The sequence below is a fragment of the Xanthomonas sp. WHRI 10204 genome (genome assembly GCF_040202875.1).
Taxonomy (GTDB): domain Bacteria; phylum Pseudomonadota; class Gammaproteobacteria; order Xanthomonadales; family Xanthomonadaceae; genus Xanthomonas.
The window spans coordinates 1,250,581-1,264,702 of record NZ_JBEGDW010000002.1 but is presented as its reverse complement, the minus strand read 5'-3'; the positions used below and the strand labels follow the sequence as shown (position 1 = coordinate 1,264,702).

Below are 14,122 nucleotides of genomic sequence, written 5' to 3'. Positions count from 1 at the left end.
CTCCACGGACGGATTCACGGCGTGTCCCGGAACCGGCCAGGGCAGTGCGCCCTCGACCAACCGCCTCGACCAACCACCGCTCGACCAACCACCGCTCGACCAACCACCGCTCGATCACCCACCCTCAGCCAAACCAATCAATCGCCAGCTTCCAAGCCGTAACCGCACACAGGCGAGCAAACAATCCAGGCATCGACCAACCACCGCTCGGCCGCTTTTATGCGGAATTTACGCGGTGCCCATGGCATGTCCATAGCGACTTTACGCAGCTCGGGACGAGACTGCGCGCAGTGGCGGAGCGGTTCCGCTGTGGACGATCCTGATGCATCCCTTGACCTGTCTGCTCCATCGGCGCTGCGCGCGCGGTGCGGCAGCGCCTTGCCCTGTTGTCATGCAGCTGCCGCATGCGCCCGCGCGCAGCGCAGCGGCCTTGCGCCCTTGTGCGCGTCACGGGGAGTAGCCGACATGCCTGCCTGGTTGTCCCTGCTGTGCGGCGTGGCCGTACTCGTTGCCGCCGCCTACCTGTTGTACGTGGTGCTGCGGCCCGAAGACTTCTGATGCGAGTGCGCTCCAATGAGTGAAACCTTTCTTGTTTATGCGCTGGCCATCGTGCTGGCGTGGCCTCTTGGCCGGTATCTGGCGGCAGTGATGCGCGGTGCGCCGATGCGTGGCGATGCGCTGTTCGGCTGGATCGAACGGCCGTTGTACGCATTGCTCGGCACCCGCCCGCAGCAGGGCATGTCGTGGCGCGGCTACACCATCGCGTTTCTGCTCAGCAACCTGGTGGTCGGGCTGCTGACCTGGGGCGTGTTCATGACCCAGGCGTGGCTGCCGCTCAACCCGGATGGCATCCCCAACATGCGTTGGGATACCGCGCTGCACACCATGGTGTCGTTCCTCACCAATACCAATCAGCAGCATTATTCCGGCCAGGCGCAGCTGTCGTATCTGGCGCAGATGACCGGCATCGTCGGCCTGCAGGTGGTAACGCCGATGATGGGTCTGGCGTTGGCGGTGGCGACCTTGCGCGCGTTGTTCGGTGGGCGCGCCGTCGCACGCGTGTCCGATGGCGCGTCGGCATCGGACGCGACAGCGAGCGACCGGGCAGTGGTGGCCGGGCGGGACGAGCCGGAGATGGCGTTGGCGCGCCATGCAGGGCAGCAGCCAACGTCTGGCGCAGAGGCGCTGCCCGAGGCCGATGTCGGCAACTACTGGGCCGACGTCATCCGTGCCAGCGTGCGCGTGCTGTTGCCGCTGTCTCTGGTGTGGGCCATGTTGCTCGGCTGGCAAGGCGTGCCATCCACGCTGCAAGGCGCGGCTACTGCCGCGCCGCTGGATAGCAGCGCCGGCATGACCACGCAGACCATTCCGGTGGGACCGGTGGCAGCGATGGTGGCGGTCAAGCAGCTCGGCACAAACGGCGGTGGCTGGTATGGCCCCAATAGTTCGGTGGCATTGGAAAACCCCACGCCGTTGAGCAACGTGCTGGAAACCCTGGCACTGGTGCTGCTGCCGATGAGCGTGGTGTTCATGGTCGGTTATCTGACCGGGCGCAAGCGACTCACTGCCTTGGTGTTCGGCACAATGTTGACGATGTCGGCTGCCTCCACGGCCTTGTTGATGTGGTCCGAAGCGCATTCGGCCAGTGCCGCCTCGCCGGCCCTGATGGAAGGCAAGGAAGTGCGCATCGGCGCCGATGCTTCCGCGCTCTGGGCGGCGTTGACCACGCAGACGTCCAATGGCTCGGTCAATGCAATGCACGACTCGCTGGCGCCGCTGAGTGGTCTGGTCACGTTGGTGGATATGCTGATCAACGCCATCTGGGGCGGCATCGGCTGCGGTCTGCAGCAATTTGTGGTGTACCTGTTATTGAGCGTGTTTCTGGCCGGTTTGATGACCGGGCGCACGCCCGAATTGTTCGGCCGCAAGATCGAAGCGCGCGAAGTGCAGTTGCTGGCACTGCTGATTTTGTTGCAGCCGCTGGTGGTACTGGGCTTTACTGCGGTGGCACTGGCGGTACCGGCATTGACCGGCAATTCCAATCCGGGCTTCCACGGCATCAGCCAGGTGTTCTATGAGTACACCTCGGCTTTCGCCAACAACGGCTCGGGTTTTGAAGGGCTGGGCGATGCCACGTATTGGTGGAATCTGAGTTGCTCGGTGGTGCTGGCCCTGGGCCGCTACCCGGCCTTGATCTTGCCGTTGATGGTGGCTGCACGCATGGCGGTAAAGCGGCGCGCGCCCGAATCGGCCGGCAGCCTGCAGGTGGAAACACCCACCTTTGCGCTGACCTTGATGGCGATCGTGCTCGTGCTGACCGTGCTGCAGTTCATGCCGGCACTGGTGCTGGGCCCCATCGCTGAACACCTCGCCCTGGCGGCGTCCTGAGAATGAGCATGTCTACGATCGATACAACTGAAAAACGCGAGCGCGGTGACGCAGCGTTGTTCGATGCTGCGGTGCTGATCGCAGCGATGCGTGCGGCCTTTATCAAGCTATCGCCACGGCATCTGCTGCGTAGCCCGGTGATGGCGGTGGTGATGGGCGGCACGCTGCTGGCAGCGGTGATCACCGCCAGTGGCTATGGCAATGCCGGTTTTGGCTGGGCAGTGACGGTGATCTTGTTTGTCACCGTGTTGTTCGGCAATTTTGCCGAAGCCATTGCCGAAGCACGTGGCCGTGGGCAGGCCGCATCGTTGCGCCGTGCGCGCAAGGACCTGATCGCGCGCCGCGTCGAAACCGCATTGGGTGGGCGCGAAACCCGCGTGTCGGCGGCCGAGCTGCGTCCGGGCGATTACGTGATGGTATCCGAAGGCGAATTCGTCCCGGCCGATGGCGAGATCGTGCGCGGCCTTGCCACCATCAACGAAGCGGCGGTGACCGGCGAATCGGCACCGGTGCTGCGCGAAGCCGGCACCGATCGCAGTGGCGTGATCGGCGGCACACGGGTGCTGTCCGACGAGATCGTATTCAAGGTCACGGCCGAACCCGGCCACAGCTTTCTGGATCGCATGATCGCGCTGGTGGAAGGCGCCAATCGGCAGAAGACGCCGAATGAAATCGCGCTGACGTTGTTGCTGGCCGCAATGACGTTGACCTTCCTGATCGTGGTGGCGTCGCTGCCGGCGATCGCAGGCTTTGTCGGCGTCACGCTGGACCCGCTGCTGCTGATCGCATTGCTGGTGTGCCTGATCCCGACCACCATCGGCGGCCTGTTGCCGGCGATCGGCATTGCCGGCATGAACCGTGCGCTGTCGGCCAATGTGCTGGCCAAATCCGGCAAGGCGGTGGAAGTGGCTGGCGACGTGGACGTGCTGCTGCTCGACAAGACCGGCACCATTACCTACGGTGACCGCCAGGCCACCGCGTTTCATCCGTTGGCCGGTATCGACCGTGCGCAGCTGCGCGATGCCGCGATGCTGGCCTCGCTGGCCGACCCCACGCCGGAGGGCAAGTCCATCGTCAAACTCGCGCGCCAACAAGGTGCCGTGGCCGTGGAACCGGAAGCTGCGCATTTCATCGCTTTCACCGCGCAGACGCGCATGTCGGGTGTCGATCTGCCCGGCCGCGCAATTCGTAAAGGCGCCGGCGATGCCATCGTGGCGTATGTGCAAGCACAGGGCGCCACGGTGTCGCCGGAGTTGAACGGGCGTATCGAAGAAGTGGCACGCGGCGGCGCCACACCGCTGGTGGTCGCCGAAGGCCGGCATGTGCTCGGCGTGGTCGAATTGAGCGACGTGGTCAAGCAGGGCATCAAGGAAAAGTTCGCACAGCTGCGTGCGATGGGCATCAAGACGGTGATGATCACCGGCGACAACCCGCTCACCGCTGCCGCCATTGCCGCAGAAGCCGGCGTGGACGATTACATCGCGCAAGCGCGCCCGGAGGACAAGCTGGCACGCATCCGTGCCGAGCAAGCTGGTGGTCGGTTGGTGGCGATGGTTGGCGACGGCACCAACGATGCACCGGCGCTGGCGCAGGCCGACGTGGGCCTGGCGATGAACTCTGGCACGCAGGCGGCCAAGGAAGCCGGCAACATGGTGGATCTGGATTCGGATCCGGCCAAGCTGTTGGCGGTGGTCGAAGTGGGCAAGCAGCAGTTGATCACGCGCGGTGCGTTGACCACCTTCTCGTTGGCCAACGACGTGTCGAAGTATTTCGCGATCCTGCCGGCGCTGTTTGCGGCAGCGATTCCCTCGATGGCCGCGCTCAACGTGATGCAGCTGTCCAGCCCGCGGCATGCGGTGCTGGCGGCGCTGATCTTCAATGCGCTGATCATTCCGGCGTTGATTCCGCTGGCCTTGCGCGGCGTGCGGTTTCGTCCATCCAGCGCCACCGCCTTGTTGCGCCGAAACATGCTGATCTACGGGCTGGGCGGCATCGTGCTGCCGTTTGCCGCCATCAAGCTGATCGATCTGGCGCTTGTCGCCACCCTGGGTGCCTGAGCCATGACCACGTCTTCTACTCATACGCGTTCCACTGCGCTGCCGTTGCGCGACGACGGTGCGTTACGCGCCTCGGTGATCCTCGCGCTGTTCATCCTGTTCGGCTTGGGTCTGGCGTATTCGCTGATCGCTACCGGCATCACCGGCGCGTTGTTTCCGGCCCAGGCGCACGGCTCGTTGCTGCGCCAGGACACGCGCGTGGTCGGCTCGGCCTTGGTCGCGCAGCCGTTCACTGCTGCGCGTTATTTCCAGCCGCGTCCATCGGCCGCCAAATACGACCTCACTGCGGCGGCCGGCAGCAATCAGGCGCGCTCCAATCCCGACCTGCAGGCACGCATCGTCGCCACGCGCACGGAGGTCGTCGCACGCGACGGGATTGCACCGGATGCGGTGCCGAGCGAGTTGCTGACCCAATCCGGCAGCGGCCTGGACCCTCATCTGAGCCCGGCGGGCGCGCAGGTGCAGGTACGCCGCATCGCCGCCGCGCGCGGCTGGCCAGAGCAACGCGTCGCCGCACTGCTGCAAAGCGCCACCGAAGCGCCACAGTTCGGTCTGCTTGGCCAGCCGCGGGTGAATGTGCTGGCGTTGAATCTTGCGTTGGATCAGGCTGGGAATGGAGAAACGGGAATAGAGAATGGGGTGAAGCAAAAGCACTAGGATCATCGTGCAGCTGTAGTCTTTGCGATTCCCGATTCCCGATTCCCGATTCCCGATCCCCCATTCCGCATTCCCGATGATTGACGCCCGCACCCAACAAGCCGACGCGCTGATCGGCGAACTGCAACGCGAACACGGCGGGCGCCTGACGGTGTTTTTGGGCGCGGCGCCCGGCGTGGGCAAGACCTACGCCATGCTGTCGCGGGCGCGCGAGCGCTTGCGGCAGGGCATGGACGTGGTGGCCGGCATTGTGGAGACCCACGGGCGTAGCGAAACCGCTGCGTTGCTGGACGGCTTGCCGCTGTTGCCGCGCACACGCGTGAGCTACCAGGGCCGCACGCTGGAAGAACTCGACCTGGATGCGCTGCTGGCGCGCAAACCGCGCCTGGCCCTGATCGACGAGTTGGCCCATCGCAACGTGCCCGGCAGCCGTCACGAGCGGCGATGGCAGGACATCGTCGAACTGCTGGATGCCGGCATCGATGTCTACACCACGGTCAACATCCAGCACCTGGAAAGCCTCAACGACATCGTGCTGCGCATCACTGGCGTACGTGTGTCCGAAACGGTGCCCGATGCGGTGTTCGATCGTCTGCGCGACATCGTGCTGGTGGATCTGCCGCCGCGCGAACTGATCGAGCGCCTGCAGCAGGGCAAGGTCTATTTGCCCGAACAGGCGACGCAGGCCTTGCAGGCGTTTTTTTCGCCATCCAATCTGACCGCGCTGCGCGAACTGGCGATGCAGACCGCCGCCGATCGCGTCGACAGCGATCTGCGCGATACCCAGGCCGCGCGTGGGTTGCCCGGTACCGCCGCACTGCGCCGCCGTGTGGTGGTGGCCATCGATGGGCGTGGCAGTTCGGAGTATCTGGTGCGGGTGGCGCGGCGATTGTCCGAACGCCGCGATGCGCCGTGGACGGTGGTCACCGTGCAGACGCGCACCGTGGCCGATGCCGGCTGGCAGCTGGAGATCGACCGCGCCTTCGCACTGACGCGTCGCCTGGGTGGCGACACCGCGTTGCTGCATGGCGCCAATGTCGCCGAGGCCTTGCTGGATTTCGCATCGCAAAACGGCGTGTCGACACTGGTGCTCGGGCGCACCCGCGAGCGCCCATTGGCGCGCATGTTCAACCGCACCTTGACCCAGCAATTGCTGCAACGTGGCGCGCATTACGAACTGGTCATCGTCAGCTCCGCCGATGCGCGTGCACGCGCGCGTCAGCGCTGGCGCAATCCACGCCATTGGCTGCAAGGCTACGACCTGGCTTTTGCCGCCATCGCCGCCGCCGGTGCGGTGGCTGTGGCGTGGCTGTTGCAGCGCTGGACCGATATCGACGATCTGTCGATGGTGTTCATCGTCGCTGTGGTGCTGGTCGCGTCGCGCACGCGCATGGCCGCTGCGGTGATCGCGGCATTGCTGAGTTTTGTCGCCTACAACTTCTTCTTCATCGAACCGCGCTTCACCTTGCACATCAGTGCGCGCCAGGGCGTGGTGACGGTGTGCCTGTTCCTGATTGCGGCATTGGTCGCCGGGCGCCTGGCCTCGCGGCTGCGTAGCCAGGTGTTGGCGCTGCGTGCGGCCAATGCGCATGCCAACGCGCTGCAGGCGCTGGGCCGCCAGCTCAGCACGGCCGCCGATCTCGGCCAGGTGTTGGAAGCCGGCCGCCGTGCATTGACCACCGCACTGGATGCCGAGGTCTGGCTGCGCCTGGAGCAACGCGAAAGCGATGCACCGGCCAGCTTCGGCGCACTCGACCGCAGCGCGGCGGAGTGGACGCAGCGGCATGGGCAACCTGCGGGCCGCTTCACCGATACGCTGGCCGGTGCGCAATGGTGGTGCCTGCCGGTACGCCACGAGCGCGGCAGCCTGGGCGTGGCGGCGCTGCGCTTCCGGCAGGCCGTGCAGCGTCCTGGCCTGGAGCAACGTCGGCTGGCCGAAGCGATGGTGGACGACATCGGCCAGGCCGCGCTGCGCACGCGGCTGGTCGCCGACCTGGAAGGCGCACGCGTGAGCGGCGAAACCGAACGCCTGCGCTCGGCATTGCTGTCGTCCGTCTCGCACGACCTGCGCTCGCCGCTGGCCTCGATGATCGGCTCGGCCAGCAGCCTGGCCAGTTATGGCGATGCGATGGATGCGCAGGATCGCCACGCCTTGCTCGACACCATCCAGCTCGAAGGCGAGCGGCTGGATCGCTACATCCAGAACCTGCTCGACATGACCAAGCTCGGCCACACCGGGCTGACCTTGAATCGCGACTGGATCGGCGTGGACGAGTTGATCGGCTCGGCCACCCGCCGCCTGCAGCGCTACCAACCGGATGTGCGCCTGCAACTGGACCTGGCGGCCGACCTGCCGGCGATCTGGGTGCACCCGGCGCTGGTGGAGCAGGCCATCTTCAACGTGCTGGAGAATGCAGCGAAGTTTTCGCCACCAGGCATGGCCGTTACCGTGCAGGCGCAGCTGCGCAGCGGCGCCTTGCAGATCGATATCGGCGACCAGGGCCCGGGCATTCCCGAGGACGAGCGCGCGCGCATCTTCGACATGTTTTACAGCGTCGAACGCGGCGACCGCGGCCGTCACGGCACCGGCCTGGGGCTGACCATCTGCCAGGGCATGATCGGCGCACACGGTGGCAGCGTCGAAGCGTTGGCAGGCGCGCATGGTCACGGCACCACGATCCGCATTACGCTGCCGCTGCTCGTTCCTGCCGCGCCACCTCGTCCCGATGCCGACTGACACCACTGCCATCCCGCCCGCCCGCGTGCTGATCGTCGACGACGAGCCGCAGATCCGCCGTTTTCTCGATATCAGCCTGCGCGCGCAGGGCTACCGCGTGCTGCAGGCCGGCACCGGCGAAGAAGGGCTTGCGTTGTTGGCCGGGCAGGGCGCCGAACTGGTGGTGCTGGATATCGGCCTGCCCGACCGCGACGGCCATGAAGTGCTGCGCGAGATCCGCCAGTGGTCCAACGTGCCGGTGATCATGCTCACCGTGCGCGCCGGCGAAACCGAAAAGGTCGCCGCACTCGATGCCGGCGCCAACGACTACGTCACCAAACCGTTCGGCGTGCAGGAACTGATGGCGCGCATCCGCTCGCTGTTGCGTCAGGCCGGTGCCGGCAACACGGTGGAAGAAAGCGTGTTCGACGATGGCCGCCTGCACATCCATCTGGGCCTGCGCGAAGTCACCCTCAATGGCGAAGCCATCCCGCTGAGTCGCAAGGAATACGCCTTGCTCGCGCTGCTGCTCAAACATGCCGGCCGCGTGGTGACGCAACCGCAATTGCTGCGCGAAGTGTGGGGCCCCACGCACGAAGAGGACACCCACTACCTGCGCATCCTGGTCGGCAAGCTACGCCAGAAACTGCACGACGACGCTGCCGACCCGCATTACATCGTCACCGAACCGGGCGTGGGGCTGCGCTTTATCGGTGTGACGCGCTGAAGCAATACCCGCACTAGGCCGGCGGCAGTACCTTGCCCGGATTCAAGATCCCATCCGGATCCAGCGCGGCCTTGATCGCGCGCATCGCCGCCAGCGTCGGTGCGCTGAAGGCCTGGGTCATGAAATCGCGCTTGGCCACGCCAATGCCGTGCTCGCCGGAGAGCGTGCCTTCCAGCGACAGCACCAGCGCGAAGACGCGCGGTAATGCCGCATGCGCGCGCGCGTTTTCATCGGCATCGTCCGGGTCGTACATGATGTTGACGTGCAGGTTGCCGTTGCCGGCATGGCCGAAGGCGACGATCGGCAGCGCGAATTCCGCCGCCAGCGCTTCCACGCCTGCAACCAGCTCCGGGATGCGCGACACCGGCACCACCACGTCTTCGTTGATCTTGCCGGGCTTGATGGTGCGCAATGCGGGCGACAACGCACGGCGTGCGGCCCACAGTTTGTCGCGCGCGCTGCCATCGGCGGCGATGTCCAGGCTGAGCACGCCCTCGCCATCGGCGGCATCGTGCAAGGCCTGCAATGCGTAAGGCAGCGTGTCGTGATCGCCATCGGCTTCGATCAACAACATCGCGCCAGCCTCGGGCACGTCGCTGCCATTGCGGCGCAGTAACGCGATCGCACTGGCATCCATGAATTCCAGCATGGTCGGCGTGGTGGGTTGCGCCATCAGCCGCGACACCGCGGCCGCAGCGCTGGCGGCATCGCGGTACAACGCGCGCAGCCCGGCTTGCGCAACTGCACGCGGGGTCAGCTTCAAAGTCGCTTCGACGATGATCGCCAGTGTGCCTTCGCTGCCAACCAGTAAATGGGTGAGGTCGTAGCCGGTGGAATTTTTGGTGTACGCACCGCCGCAGCGAATGACATCGCCGGTGCCGGTCACCGCCACCAGACCGAGCACGTTGTCGCGGGTGGCGCCGTACTTCACCGCGCGGGGACCACCGGCGTTGGTGGATAAATTTCCGCCGATGCTGCAGATCTCTGCGCTGGACGGATCCGGCGGCCAGAACAGGCCATGCGGCTGCAAGGCCTGCTGCAGATCGCCATTGAGCACGCCAGGCTGCACCACGGCGCAGCGGTCTTCCGGGCGCAATGCCATGATGCGATTCATGCGCGCCATCGATACCACCACACCGCCGGAAAACGGGACCGCCGCGCCGGTGGTGCCGGTGCCCGCACCGCGCGCCACGATCGGCACGCCATGCGCGCGGCATGCCTGCACGATCGCCACCACGTCGTCGGTATCGCGCGGCAGCGCCACCGCGGCGGGCAATGCCCAGCGACGCGAATCGTCTTCGCCATAACGGCGGCGCGCATCGTCGGCAGTCAACCAGCCATCGGGTCCAAGCCGCGCGGCCAACAGCTCGGCTAGCGCGGTGGGAAGTACATCGGTCATTGCGGGTGATCCTGTGGTGCCGCGCGCTGGATACATCGAAATCCCAGCGCTGCGACGGTGAGCGGCAGCCAGACCCAACGCAGCTCGGAGAGCAGCGTGTTCAAGCCGCGCGCATTGAAAAATCCGTTGGCGAACGGCGAGACGCGAATCGGCCGCCACGGCGCGAACCAGCGCGTTTCGCTCCACGGCCAGGCCAACGCCACGCCGAGCCCGCCGGAGGTCATCGCATCCAGGATCGGGTGCGATGCGGTGCAGACAAACAGCCACACCGCTGCCTGCACGACATCCGCACGCAGGCTGCGATGTGCCGCCGCGCCGAGCAGTGCGATGACGCTGGCGAACAACAACGAATGGCTGGCACCGCGGTGACCAAACGCATCGGCATACGGAACGTGCAACGCAAACGCCAGCACATCCGCATCGGGCAGCATCGCCGCCACGATGCCGGCACCGAGCAAGCGCGGCGAAATGCGTCCGCGTTCACTGGCATACCAAAGTGCCAGCGGCACTGCGGCGTGGGTCATGATGGTTGGCATCGAACGTCGTTAGTCGAGCTTCTGAAGCATCAGCAATCGTCGGCGCGGAAGGCGTCGCGGATCCAGTGCAGCACCGGCGGTTCGCCGCTGGCTTCGACCACGTCGAAGCGACACGGCAGCGCTGCCAGTGCAGGGTGAGAGGCAAGAAACAATTGCGCCGCCAATACCAGCTTGCGGCGTTTGCGCACATCCACCGAAGCCGCGCCGCCGCCGAAGCGGGTGTCGCGGCGGTAACGCACTTCGACAAACACCAGCGCCGGCCCGTCGCGCATCACCAGATCCAGTTCGCCGCCGCGGTAGTTGGCATTGCTCACCACCAGGCGCAAGCCGGCCTGCTCCAGCATCACGCGTGCGGCCGCTTCCACTGCCGCACCGCGTTGCTGGCGCGCTGCCGGCATGACTTAGCGGCCGTCGGCGATCGGCACCGGGCGGCCACCGTTGAAGGTGGACCATGCCGGGGTGCGCAGCACATTGCCGAAGCCGTCCAGATGCAAGGTGCCGGTGGCGCCGCGCAGGCCGCCGTCGGTGCCGGTGGCGAGCTTTTCCAGATACGCGCTGATCTTCCAGGCGTCGTAGCCGAACGCGAACAGGCGTGCGGCCGGGCCGCGTGCGCTGGGCAGGGTGCTGGCGACCTGGCTGGCCGCCGGCAGGCCGGAGACGCCGAGTGCGGTCCAGGTTTCGCTGGGGTAGATGATGCCGTCCAGCGCCAGGTCGTCTTCGACCTTGCCGGTGCCGGCCACCAACTGCGAGGTGCCCACGCGCGACTTGCCGGCAAACCCGCTCAAGGCCAGCTGCGGCGCCAGCGCGCGCGCGGTATTGCCGCGCACCGCCAGGAACACCGCATCGGCAGTGCCGTAGTTGCGCAGCTGCGCACCGATGTCGCCCGGTGCATCGGCCACGCTGATGCTGCCGGCGACCTTGCCGCCGCGTTCGGTGAAGCGGTCGCGGAAGGCCTTGATGGTGCGCTTGCCGTTGTCGTCGCCGGTGCCCACGATCAGCACATTGCGACGTTCGCGCGAGAGCAGATATTCGGCGGCCATGATGCCGTCGTCTTCCGGTGCCAGCGAGAAGCCTGCGCTGCCAGCGGGCGGCGCCTTGTTGTCGGTGGGGCGGTTGAGCGCCAGCACCGGCACGGCAAGCTGGCCGCGCGCGAACAACGCGCTGACTTCGTCGCGACCTAGCGGGCCGACCACGTAATCGACACCGGCGCCCACGGCTTTGTCGTAGGCGGCGTTGGCACCGGCGGCGGTGCCGGCGGTGTCGAAGAACTGCACCTCCGGGCGGCGGCGGGTTTCGGCGTAGTAGCCAGCCAGCAGCCCATCGCGCACCGGCGCGGCGGCGGTGGCCAGATTGCCGGTGAGTGGCAGCAGCACTGCCAGTTTGACCGGCGGGCGGTAACCGTCGCGCTCGGCCGGCGGACGCTTGCTGGTGTCGAAGCCCCATTGCGCATCGCGATCGAATGCGCGCGGCAACGCCAGGCCGCGGCTGATCAACGCGCGGCCGGCAAAGTTGTACAGCGGGTCGCCGGCCGGCAGCGCGGCGGTGCGTCCTTTGAGCGTGGCATCGTCCAGCGCCGCCAGCAGACGCACGATGGCGCGCTGGTTGTCGCTGCGCGGCATGCCGGTCAGGCTGGCATCGGCGCGTGCCCGGTCGGCGGCGGCGCCGAACAGGTCGCCGGTGGCTTCCAGTGCGGCGGCGCGGGCCACCAGCCAGCGCGTCTGCAGCGGCTGGGTCAGCCCCTGCGGGCTGTCGCCCAGCGCTTGCAGCGCCTGCTCGGCCTGCTTGTCGATCACCGCCAGCTCGCCGGTGAGCAGCCCGAAGCGGGCGCGCTCTTCGCCGCTCAGATGGCGCGCGTTAACCTGCGCCAGCAGCGTGCGTGCGCGGGCGTCATCGCCGGCGTCGTGCCAGCCGAATGCGGCCGCGGCCAGCAGACGGCTGCGCTGCGCACCGCTGGCACCGGCGGCTTCGGCTTCCAGCTGCTGCGCCGCTTCGCGCGGCTTGCCCTGGTCCAGCAACGCCAGCGCCGCGCTCTGCGTCGGCGAGGCAGTCTGGGTGACGCTGCTGGTGGCGCAACCGGCCGCCAGCATGACCAGCAACGACAGGGCGGAGATCCTTGCAACACGCTTGTTCATTTCAGATCCATTGGACAGGGGCCGCCAGGGCGGTCCGTTGAAAACCGCTACGATTCTACCCTTTGCCCCCGGAAGACCGCTGATGATGTCCCCTGGAACCCTGCACGTGGTCGCCACGCCGATCGGCAACCTGGCCGACCTGTCGCCGCGCGCGCAGGAGGTGTTGCGCGGCGTGGCCGCGATCTGCGCCGAAGACACCCGCCACACCCGCCAATTGCTCAGCCATTTCGGCATCGACCGCCCGCTGTTGGCCCTGCACGACCACAACGAAGAGGCCATGTCCGAACGCATCGTGGCGCGCCTGCGCGAGGGCGAGTCGCTGGCCATCGTCAGCGACGCCGGCACCCCGCTGGTCAGCGACCCCGGCTTCAAGCTGGTGCGCGCCGCCCGCGCCGCCGGCATCAAGGTCAGCCCGGTGCCGGGCGCCTGCGCGGCGATTGCCGCGCTCAGCGTGGCCGGTCTGCCCAGCGACCGCTTCAGCTTCGAGGGGTTTCTGCCGGCCAAGAGCGCTGCGCGCCGGGAGCGGCTGGCGCACTTGGCCGGTGAGACCCGCACCCTGGTGTTTTACGAATCCTCGCACCGCATCGTCGACTCGCTGGCCGACCTGCGCTTCGCCTTCGGCGACGACCGCCCGGCGGTGATCGCCCGCGAGCTGACCAAACTGTTCGAAACCGTGCTCGACGGCAGCCTGGCCGAGTTGCAGGCCAAGGTCGAAGCCGACGACAACCAGCGCAAGGGCGAGTTCGTGGTGATGGTGCAGGGCGCCGCCGACGCCGCCGAAGGCCAACTCGCCGAAGGCCGCCGCGTCTACGCCAAACTCGCCGAACACTTGCCGCCCTCCACCGCCGCCAAGCTCGCCGCCGAGCTGACCGGTGCGCCGCGCAAGGCGTTGTATGGCGGCTAGTGTGGTGGTCGCGAGCGCACTGTGATCGGCGATGACGCTTTCTCGGTAAGGCTGTCGCGCCCGGGTGCGCTCCTACGGTCAATTGCAGGTTGGAAACGCTGCGCCGTTCTGGATTGTGGCGATAGCGTAGAATGCGCCCCGGCGGAGTCGGCCAGACAGTCGCGTCACTCGCAAGAGTGCCGAGGAAAGTCCGGGCTCCATAGGGCAAGGTGCCAGGTAACGCCTGGGCGGCGCAAGCCGACGGAAAGTGCAACAGAGAGATACCGCCGAACGGCCTCGCAAGAGGCGCGTGGTAAGGGTGAAATGGTGCGGTAAGAGCGCACCGCGAGTCCGGTAACGGACCGGCACGGCAAACCCCACCTGGAGCAAGACCAAATAGGGATCCATTGGCGTGGCCCGCGCTGGATCCGGGTAGGTTGCTTGAGCGCTGCGGTGACGTAGCGCCTAGACGAATGACTGTCCACGACAGAACCCGGCTTATCGGCCGGCTCCGCCGCCTTGCTTTGGGCATCGCCCAAAGCTTAAGGCGCCCACGCTTCGTACCGCCTGCGGCAGTACAAAACGCGGGCCCCGCTCCGGGCATGCCAGAACCCCGCGGCTGTGTCG

11 protein-coding genes and 1 other RNA gene are annotated in these 14,122 nt (G+C 66.8%); 8 read left to right on the top strand and 4 right to left on the bottom strand.

Annotated features, from left to right (window positions below):
* Nucleotides 1–465 precede the first annotated feature (465 nt).
* From ABQZ00_RS16410 to ABQZ00_RS16385, 6 genes are all read left to right on the top strand, one after another.
* Nucleotides 466–558 (top strand): potassium-transporting ATPase subunit F, encoded by a 93-nt coding sequence (locus ABQZ00_RS16410; RefSeq protein WP_006452907.1) that lies wholly within the window; start codon nt 466–468, stop codon nt 556–558.
* 15 nt (nt 559–573) lie between these two features.
* Nucleotides 574–2,388, top strand: coding sequence for a potassium-transporting ATPase subunit KdpA (gene kdpA / locus ABQZ00_RS16405; protein ID WP_323538749.1), 1,815 nt, complete (start codon nt 574–576; stop codon nt 2,386–2,388).
* Between the two features lie 8 nt (nt 2,389–2,396).
* Nucleotides 2,397–4,445, top strand: coding sequence for a potassium-transporting ATPase subunit KdpB (kdpB, locus tag ABQZ00_RS16400; RefSeq protein WP_323538750.1), 2,049 nt, complete (start codon nt 2,397–2,399; stop codon nt 4,443–4,445).
* Nucleotides 4,446–4,448: 3 nt separating this feature from the next.
* Nucleotides 4,449–5,102: a potassium-transporting ATPase subunit KdpC gene (gene kdpC, locus ABQZ00_RS16395; protein WP_323538751.1), complete on the top strand. Its 654-nt coding sequence runs from the start codon at nt 4,449–4,451 to the stop codon at nt 5,100–5,102.
* Nucleotides 5,103–5,178: 76 nt separating this feature from the next.
* Nucleotides 5,179–7,839 carry a DUF4118 domain-containing protein gene (locus tag ABQZ00_RS16390; RefSeq protein WP_115553025.1) on the top strand — a complete coding sequence of 887 codons (2,661 nt, stop codon included), beginning with the start codon at nt 5,179–5,181 and terminating at the stop codon, nt 7,837–7,839.
* Nucleotides 7,829–8,545, top strand: a complete 717-nt coding sequence (locus tag ABQZ00_RS16385) for a response regulator (RefSeq protein ID WP_055850891.1) — start codon at nt 7,829–7,831, stop codon at nt 8,543–8,545. Before ABQZ00_RS16390 ends, ABQZ00_RS16385 begins: the two co-directional genes overlap by 11 nt.
* A gap of 13 nt (nt 8,546–8,558) precedes the next feature.
* Here ABQZ00_RS16385 and ABQZ00_RS16380 read toward each other — a convergent pair whose 3' ends face one another.
* Genes ABQZ00_RS16380 through ABQZ00_RS16365 form a run of 4 tightly spaced genes read right to left on the bottom strand, consistent with a single transcriptional unit; the run spans nt 8,559 to nt 12,612 of the window.
* The gene (locus ABQZ00_RS16380; RefSeq protein WP_323538752.1) at nt 8,559–9,944 is read right to left on the bottom strand and encodes an FAD-binding oxidoreductase; all 1,386 of its coding nucleotides are present in this window, start codon (nt 9,942–9,944) and stop codon (nt 8,559–8,561) included.
* Complete coding sequence (locus ABQZ00_RS16375; protein WP_323538753.1) at nt 9,941–10,480, bottom strand: metal-dependent hydrolase; 540 nt, start codon at nt 10,478–10,480, stop codon at nt 9,941–9,943. Before ABQZ00_RS16375 ends, ABQZ00_RS16380 begins: the two co-directional genes overlap by 4 nt.
* Nucleotides 10,481–10,509: 29 nt before the next feature.
* Nucleotides 10,510–10,878, bottom strand: a complete 369-nt coding sequence (locus ABQZ00_RS16370) for a YraN family protein (RefSeq protein ID WP_115553028.1) — start codon at nt 10,876–10,878, stop codon at nt 10,510–10,512.
* A 3-nt stretch (nt 10,879–10,881) separates the two neighbouring features.
* Entirely contained in the window at nt 10,882–12,612 is a 1,731-nt protein-coding gene (locus ABQZ00_RS16365; RefSeq protein WP_323538754.1) for a penicillin-binding protein activator, read from the bottom strand.
* Between the two features lie 82 nt (nt 12,613–12,694).
* On the opposite strand from ABQZ00_RS16365, the gene rsmI reads away from it, so the two are divergent.
* Both rsmI and rnpB read left to right on the top strand, forming a co-directional pair.
* Complete coding sequence (rsmI, locus tag ABQZ00_RS16360) at nt 12,695–13,516, top strand: 16S rRNA (cytidine(1402)-2'-O)-methyltransferase (protein WP_055850904.1); 822 nt, start codon at nt 12,695–12,697, stop codon at nt 13,514–13,516.
* Nucleotides 13,517–13,659: 143 nt separating this feature from the next.
* Nucleotides 13,660–14,012, top strand: an RNA gene (rnpB, locus tag ABQZ00_RS16355) — RNase P RNA component class A.
* The last annotated feature ends 110 nt before the right edge of the window (nt 14,013–14,122 follow it).